The organism is Streptomyces sp. MJM8645 (assembly GCF_001625365.1).
Classification (GTDB): domain Bacteria; phylum Actinomycetota; class Actinomycetes; order Streptomycetales; family Streptomycetaceae; genus Kitasatospora.
On the sequence record NZ_LJJF01000001.1, the window covers coordinates 2,602,583 to 2,610,000 of the forward strand.

Genomic DNA, 7,418 nt, shown 5'->3' on the forward strand with positions numbered 1-7,418 from the left:
GCCCTGGTCAGTCCCTCCCGGCGGCGGCGTAGCGGTCGCGCAGCTGCGGGTAGAGCTCGGCGACGTCCTTGGGGTGGACCGAGCCGTCCGGACGGTTGCCGGTGACGCCGTACTGCTTGGTCAGCCACTCGGCGAGGCGCTGCGGGTCGGGCTGGTGCTCGTGGTTGTCCATGTAGCTGACCAGCGCGTCATAGGCCAGGTCCGGATCCAGCCGGGACGGGGCCGAGCGCAGCGCGGACTCCTCGTCGTGGACGGGGGGCTGCTCGGCCGCAACGAACTGCTCGCCGTGGACGGGCTGCTCGGCCGGAGCGGGCTGCCCAGCCGGAAGGGGCTGCCCCGGGTGACGGGGCTGCGGCTCGGCGGCGAACCCCGCCTCCTGGGCGACCTGAGCCTGGGGCTGCTGCGGGAGGACCGGCTCCTCGGCGACCGGACGCGGGGGCTTGAACCACGGCGAGGCCTGGCCGGGCACCCGGCCGCCGGGGGCGGCGTCGGACGGGTGGCCCGTGGTGCGCACCGGGCGCTCGGTCCACACGTTCAGCTCCTCGCGGTGCGGCTGCGGGGCCTCCTCCGCCACGCCGTTCGGCTCCTGCGCGGCACGCAGCCGGACGGCTGCCAGCTTCGCCAGCATCGGCGCGGCCACCTCGGCGGACATCGGCGCGACGGCGACCGGAGCCGGGGCCGCGGCCGGTTCGGGCTGGGGCTGGGGCTGGACGTGGGTCTGAGCCTGGGCCTGGGATTGGGGCTGGACCTGCGATATCTGCTGCGCCTGCCGGGCCGGCTCCGGGCGGGCCGAAGCCGAAGCGGGGGCGGCGGCGACGGGAGCCGCGGGGGCGGCGGCCTCGGCCGGGGCGATGGCCGTGGCGGCGCGGCCGTCCTGCCGCTGGAGCTCCAGTGCCTCCTTCTCCGCCAGAGCCTCCCGGGCCTCGCGCTCGCGCGCCTCCTCGTCCAGACGGTCGAACAGCGCCGGGTCCAGCGGCACCCCGTACTTGGCCAGCTTGAGCGGCAGCAGAGCCTGGATCGGCGCCGAGCGGCGCCAGCCGCGGCCGTACCGGAAGCGCAGCTGCGCCCGGTAGACCAGGCGGTTCTGCTCCAGCCGGACGACCTCGTCGTAGGAGCGCAGCTCCCACAGCTTCATCCGGCGCCAGAGCTTGAAGGTCGGCACCGGGGAGAGCAGCCAGCGCATCATCCGGACCGAGTCCATGTGCCGGTCGACCGTGATCGCCGCGATCCGGCCGACCGCGTGCCGGGAGGCCTCGACCACGACCACGAAGAGCACCGGGATGACGGCGTGCATCCCCATGCCGAGCGGATCGCCCCAGGAGGCGGCCGCGTTGAAGGCGATGGTGGCGACGGTCAGTACCCAGGCGGTCTGCCGCAGCATCGGAAAGGGAATCCGCAGCCAGGTCAGTACCAGGTCGAGCGAGAGGAGCACGACGATGCCGGCGTCGACGCCGATCGGGAAGGCGTAGGAGAAGGCCCCGAAGCCCTTCTCCTGGGCCAGTTCGCGCACCGCGTTGTACGAGCCCGCGAAGCCGATGCCCGAGATGATGCAGGCGCCGGCCGCGACCAGGCCGAGCAGGCCCCGATGGGCCTTGGTGAGCGTTGGGCGTGCCATTACGTCTATCAACCCCTGGATGTCGGCTGCTGCCGTACGCTGCCTCGGCTGCCGGTTCCCGCTTGTCGGGGCGCCGGACGGCTGAGCGACCTCCGGGCTCGGCCCACCGGAGTTTACTCGTACACCTGTTTCAGCGTTTCCGCAGCCTGGCGTGTCACCGTCCGGGGCTGACGACCCGCCCACCGTGGACCGGGCGGATCGTCAGCCCTTCGGCCCGGCCGTTCCGTTGAGGTAGGTCAGCACCGCGAGCACCCGGCGGTTGGCGTCCTCGGCGGGGGCCAGTTCAAGCTTGGTGAAGATGTTGGCGATGTGCTTGGCCACCGCCCCGTCGCTGACCGCCAGGCGGGCGGCGATCGCCGAGTTGGAGCAGCCCTCGGCCATCAGCTCCAGCACCTCGCGCTCGCGCGGGGACAGCCGCAGCAACGGGCCGGGCCGACGCGAGGTGATCTGCATCAGCTTCGCGATCACGTCCGGGTCCATCGCCGTTCCGCCGGCCGCCACCCGGCGGACCGCGTCGATGAACTGGTCGGCGTTGAACACCCGGTCCTTCAGCAGGTATCCGATCCCGCCGGTGCCGTCGGCCAGCAGCTCGCGCGCGTACAGCTGCTGAACATGCTGCGACAGCACCAGCACCGGCAAGCCCTGGATCTCCTTGCGAGCCTTCAGCGCCGCCTGCAGCCCCTCGTCGGTGAGCGTCGGGGGCAGCCGGACGTCGACCACGGCCACGTCCGGCCGGTGGGTCAGCAACGCCTCCAGCAGTTCGGGGCCCGTCTCCACGGCCGCGGCGATGGTGAAACCGTGCGCCTCCAGCAGTCGGATCAGGCCTTCGCGAAGGAGGTAGAGGTCCTCGGCGAGGACAACTCGCACGGCAGCTCCAAGGTGATGGTGGTCGGACCGCCCGACGTGCTGTCGATGGCGAGGACACCGTCGAAGGTACCCAATCGCCGCTCGATCCCGCGCAGGCCGGTGCCCCGGGACGGATCCGCCACGCCCACCCCGTCGTCCGTCACCGTGATCCGTAGGAGCCCGGCCCGGTACAGGATGTCCACCCACACCTGCTCCGCCCCGGAGTGCTTGGCCGCATTGGCCAGCAGCTCGCAGATGCTGAAGTAGGCCGCCGCCTCCACCGGCGCCGGCGGACGGTCCGGCAGGCTCACGCACACCTCGGTCGGCAGGGCGCTGTCCAGCGCCAAGGCGCGCACGGCGTCGCCCAGTCCACGCTCGGCGAGCACCGGCGGGTGAATGCCGCGGACCAGGTCCCGCAGCTCCTGGAGCGCCCGGGCCGAGGACTGCCGCGCCTCGGAGAGCAGTTCCCGGGCGGCCGCCTGGTCGGTGTCCATCAGGTGCTCGATCGTGCCCAGCGTCATCCCTATCGCGACCAGTCGCGCCTGCGCGCCGTCGTGCAGGTCCCGCTCGATCCGCCGCAGCTCCGCCGCCTGGTCGCCGACCGCGTCCGCCCTGGTCTCGGTCAGCTCGGCCACCCGCCTGGTCAGCTGGGCGTGCGTCGCCCGGCCGTCCTGGTCCAGCACCCGGCGGGCCGCCTCGGCGTACCCGCGCACCGCATACGGCGCCACGAGCACCCCGACCGCCACCATGCCGAGCCCGAGCACGGCGCTCAGCAGGACCGACACCAGGCGTGCGGGCACCGGCCCGAACCCGTCCACAGACAGCGGCGTCAGGATGCAGGCCACGCCCAGCACCATCAGGACGGCCACCGGGCCCGCCAGCGCCACCACCAGGGCGGGGCTGATGGCCAGCCAGGCCACCTCCGATCGGGTCGTCCGGTCCCGGGCGCCCCAGTGCAGCAGTTGCGCGTACTTCGCGACCATCCGGGAGCGGTGGTACGAGTAGCCCGTCCACCAGTGCCCGCGTTCGTCCAGCTCCAACGCGGGCCGTGGCTGGTACACGGCCGGCAGGCGGATGCCGTACCAGCGCTCCAGCTGCTGGCGCGTCCGGCTCGCCGTGCGGCGCACGAACAGAGCCGCCACCAGGGCGCCGGCGACGGCCGCCACCGCGAGGCCGAACAGGACCACCGGGTAGTAGGAATCCTGGAAGACCGAGGCCGTGACCCCACCCGCCGCCATCGCCGCCCCCACCGGCAGCACCAGCCCCGGCACCGCGCCCACCACCAGGAGAGCCAGCCGCGCCAGCCCCTGGCCGCCCGACGCGACGGCCGCCTCGGTCTGCGCGCGCACCGTCGCGCCGCTCGTTCGACTCGCTGTTGCCACCGAAGCTCCTGATGCCGGTCTCGATCGTCCTCCACAAGTGTTCACGAACGACCCGCTCCAGGCACTGGCCATGCCACCCCAATTGCGAGGTGGTCCTAGCACCACCTGCGGGTGGACATAGCCCGAGCGGATTGTTGAGATTGTCTGGAAATGCAGAGAACCCCCATCCGGTTTCCCGGATGGGGGTTCTCTGTGAATGATTGTTCGGCGGCGTCCTACTCTCCCACAGGGTCCCCCCTGCAGTACCATCGGCGCTGTAAGGCTTAGCTTCCGGGTTCGGAATGTAACCGGGCGTTTCCCTCACGCTATGACCACCGAAACACTATGAAACTGTCAACCGCACCAACCCCGTAGCCAAACGGGTTGGGGTCGTTGTTTCAGAACAACACAGTGGACGCGAGCAACTGAGGACAAGCCCTCGGCCTATTAGTACCGGTCAACTCCACCCCTCACAGGGCTTCCATATCCGGCCTATCAACCCAGTCGTCTACTGGGAGCCTTACCCTCTCAAGGAGGTGGGAGTGCTCATCTCGAAGCAGGCTTCCCGCTTAGATGCTTTCAGCGGTTATCCCTCCCGAACGTAGCCAACCAGCCATGCCCTTGGCAGGACAACTGGCACACCAGAGGTTCGTCCGTCCCGGTCCTCTCGTACTAGGGACAGCCCTTCTCAACACTCCTACGCGCACAGCGGATAGGGACCGAACTGTCTCACGACGTTCTAAACCCAGCTCGCGTACCGCTTTAATGGGCGAACAGCCCAACCCTTGGGACCTACTCCAGCCCCAGGATGCGACGAGCCGACATCGAGGTGCCAAACCATCCCGTCGATATGGACTCTTGGGGAAGATCAGCCTGTTATCCCCGGGGTACCTTTTATCCGTTGAGCGACGGCGCTTCCACAAGCCACCGCCGGATCACTAGTCCCTACTTTCGTACCTGCTCGACCCGTCAGTCTCACAGTCAAGCTCCCTTGTGCACTTACACTCAACACCTGATTGCCAACCAGGCTGAGGGAACCTTTGGGCGCCTCCGTTACTCTTTAGGAGGCAACCGCCCCAGTTAAACTACCCACCAGACACTGTCCCTGATCCGGATCACGGACCCAGGTTAGACATCCAGCACGACCAGAGTGGTATTTCAACGACGACTCCACAACAACTGGCGTTGCTGCTTCAAAGTCTCCCACCTATCCTACACAAGCCGAACCGAACACCAATATCAAGCTATAGTAAAGGTCCCGGGGTCTTTCCGTCCTGCTGCGCGAAACGAGCATCTTTACTCGTAATGCAATTTCACCGGGCCTATGGTTGAGACAGTCGAGAAGTCGTTACGCCATTCGTGCAGGTCGGAACTTACCCGACAAGGAATTTCGCTACCTTAGGATGGTTATAGTTACCACCGCCGTTTACTGGCGCTTAAGTTCTCAGCTTCGCCTGGACGAATCCAAGCTAACCGGTCCCCTTAACGTTCCAGCACCGGGCAGGCGTCAGTCCGTATACATCGCCTTACGGCTTCGCACGGACCTGTGTTTTTAGTAAACAGTCGCTTCTCGCTGGTCTCTGCGGCCACCCCCAGCTCTGACAGCAAGTGCCGTCACCAGGAATGGCCCCCCTTCTCCCGAAGTTACGGGGGCATTTTGCCGAGTTCCTTAACCATAGTTCACCCGAACGCCTCGGTATTCTCTACCTGACCACCTGAGTCGGTTTGGGGTACGGGCCGCCATGAAACTCGCTAGAGGCTTTTCTCGACAGCATAGGATCATCCACTTCACCACAATCGGCTCGGCATCAGGTCTCAGACTATGTGAACGGCGGATTTGCCTACCGTTCGTCCTACACCCTTACCCCGGGACAACCACCGCCCGGGCTGGACTACCTTCCTGCGTCACCCCATCGCTCACCTACTACAGACTTGGATCAGCGGCTCCACCACGTCCCTTTGTCCGAAGACTCCGGGCCGGCTTCACGGCCTTAGCATCACCTGGTTCAGCGTTGGCGCTTCAAAGCGGGTACGGGAATATCAACCCGTTGTCCATCGACTACGCCTGTCGGCCTCGCCTTAGGTCCCGACTTACCCTGGGCAGATCAGCTTGACCCAGGAACCCTTGGTCAATCGGCGCAAGAGTTTCCCACTCTTGTATCGCTACTCATGCCTGCATTCTCACTCGTATACCGTCCACGACTGGTTTCCACCGCCGCTTCACCCGGCACACGACGCTCCCCTACCCATCACAGCAGGCGTTGGCCCTATATGCTGCAATGACACGACTTCGGTGATGTGCTTGAGCCCCGCTACATTGTCGGCGCGGAATCACTTGACCAGTGAGCTATTACGCACTCTTTCAAGGGTGGCTGCTTCTAAGCCAACCTCCTGGTTGTCTCTGCGACTCCACATCCTTTCCCACTTAGCACACGCTTAGGGACCTTAGTCGGTGTTCTGGGCTGTTTCCCTCTCGACCATGGAGCTTATCCCCCACAGTCTCACTGCCACGCTCTCACTTACCGGCATTCGGAGTTTGGCTAAGGTCAGTAACCCGGTAAGGCCCATCGCCTATCCAGTGCTCTACCTCCGGCAAGAAACACGTGACGCTGCACCTAAATGCATTTCGGGGAGAACCAGCTATCACGGAGTTTGATTGGCCTTTCACCCCTAACCACAGGTCATCCCCCAGGTTTTCAACCCTGGTGGGTTCGGTCCTCCACACGGTCTTACCCGCGCTTCAACCTGCCCATGGCTAGATCACTCCGCTTCGGGTCTTGGGCATGCAACTCAGACGCCCTATTCGGACTCGCTTTCGCTACGGCTACCCCACACGGGTTAACCTCGCTACACACCGCAAACTCGCAGGCTCATTCTTCAAAAGGCACGCAGTCACGGCCCACCAGCAAGCTGATGAACGACGCTCCCACGGCTTGTAGGCACACGGTTTCAGGTACTATTTCACTCCGCTCCCGCGGTACTTTTCACCATTCCCTCACGGTACTATCCGCTATCGGTCACCAGGGAATATTTAGGCTTAGCGGGTGGTCCCGCCAGATTCACACGGGATTTCTCGGGCCCCGTGCTACTTGGGAGTTTCTCAAACGAGCCGTACAGATTTCGTCTACGGGGGTCTTACCCTCTACGCCGGACCTTTCGCATGTCCTTCGACTACCCATACGGTTTCTGACTCGTCGACCGGCCGGCAGACCGGTCAAGAAAAATCCCACGACCCCGCGATGGCAACCCCTGCCGGGTCTCACACCATCACGGTTTAGCCTCATCCGGTTTCGCTCGCCACTACTCCCGGAATCACGGTTGTTTTCTCTTCCTGCGGGTACTGAGATGTTTCACTTCCCCGCGTTCCCTCCACACTGCCTATGTGTTCAGCAGCGGGTGACAGCCCATGACGACTGCCGGGTTTCCCCATTCGGAAACCCCCGGATCAAAGCCTGGTTGACGGCTCCCCGGGGACTATCGTGGCCTCCCACGTCCTTCATCGGTTCCTGGTGCCAAGGCATCCACCGTGCGCCCTTAAAAACTTGGCCACAGATGCTCGCGTCCACTGTGCAGTTCTCAAACAACGACCAGTCACA

General features: G+C 65.5%; 3 protein-coding genes and 2 rRNA genes. All 5 read right to left on the bottom strand.

Annotation, left to right across the window (positions count from 1 at the left end; all coding sequences use genetic code 11):
* Positions 1–7 precede the first annotated feature (7 nt).
* Positions 8–1,615, bottom strand: a complete 1,608-nt coding sequence (locus A6F73_RS41395) for a DUF2637 domain-containing protein (protein WP_063347645.1) — start codon at positions 1,613–1,615, stop codon at positions 8–10.
* 201 nt (positions 1,616–1,816) lie between these two features.
* Positions 1,817–2,482 (bottom strand): response regulator transcription factor, encoded by a 666-nt coding sequence (locus tag A6F73_RS11085; protein ID WP_063347646.1) that lies wholly within the window; start codon positions 2,480–2,482, stop codon positions 1,817–1,819.
* Positions 2,434–3,843 carry a histidine kinase gene (locus tag A6F73_RS43970; RefSeq protein WP_279634894.1) on the bottom strand — a complete coding sequence of 470 codons (1,410 nt, stop codon included), beginning with the start codon at positions 3,841–3,843 and terminating at the stop codon, positions 2,434–2,436. Before A6F73_RS43970 ends, A6F73_RS11085 begins: the two co-directional genes overlap by 49 nt.
* A gap of 202 nt (positions 3,844–4,045) precedes the next feature.
* Positions 4,046–4,162, bottom strand: a 5S ribosomal RNA gene (gene rrf, locus A6F73_RS11095).
* An 87-nt stretch (positions 4,163–4,249) separates the two neighbouring features.
* Positions 4,250–7,370 (bottom strand): 23S ribosomal RNA (locus A6F73_RS11100).
* Positions 7,371–7,418: the final 48 nt, after the last annotated feature.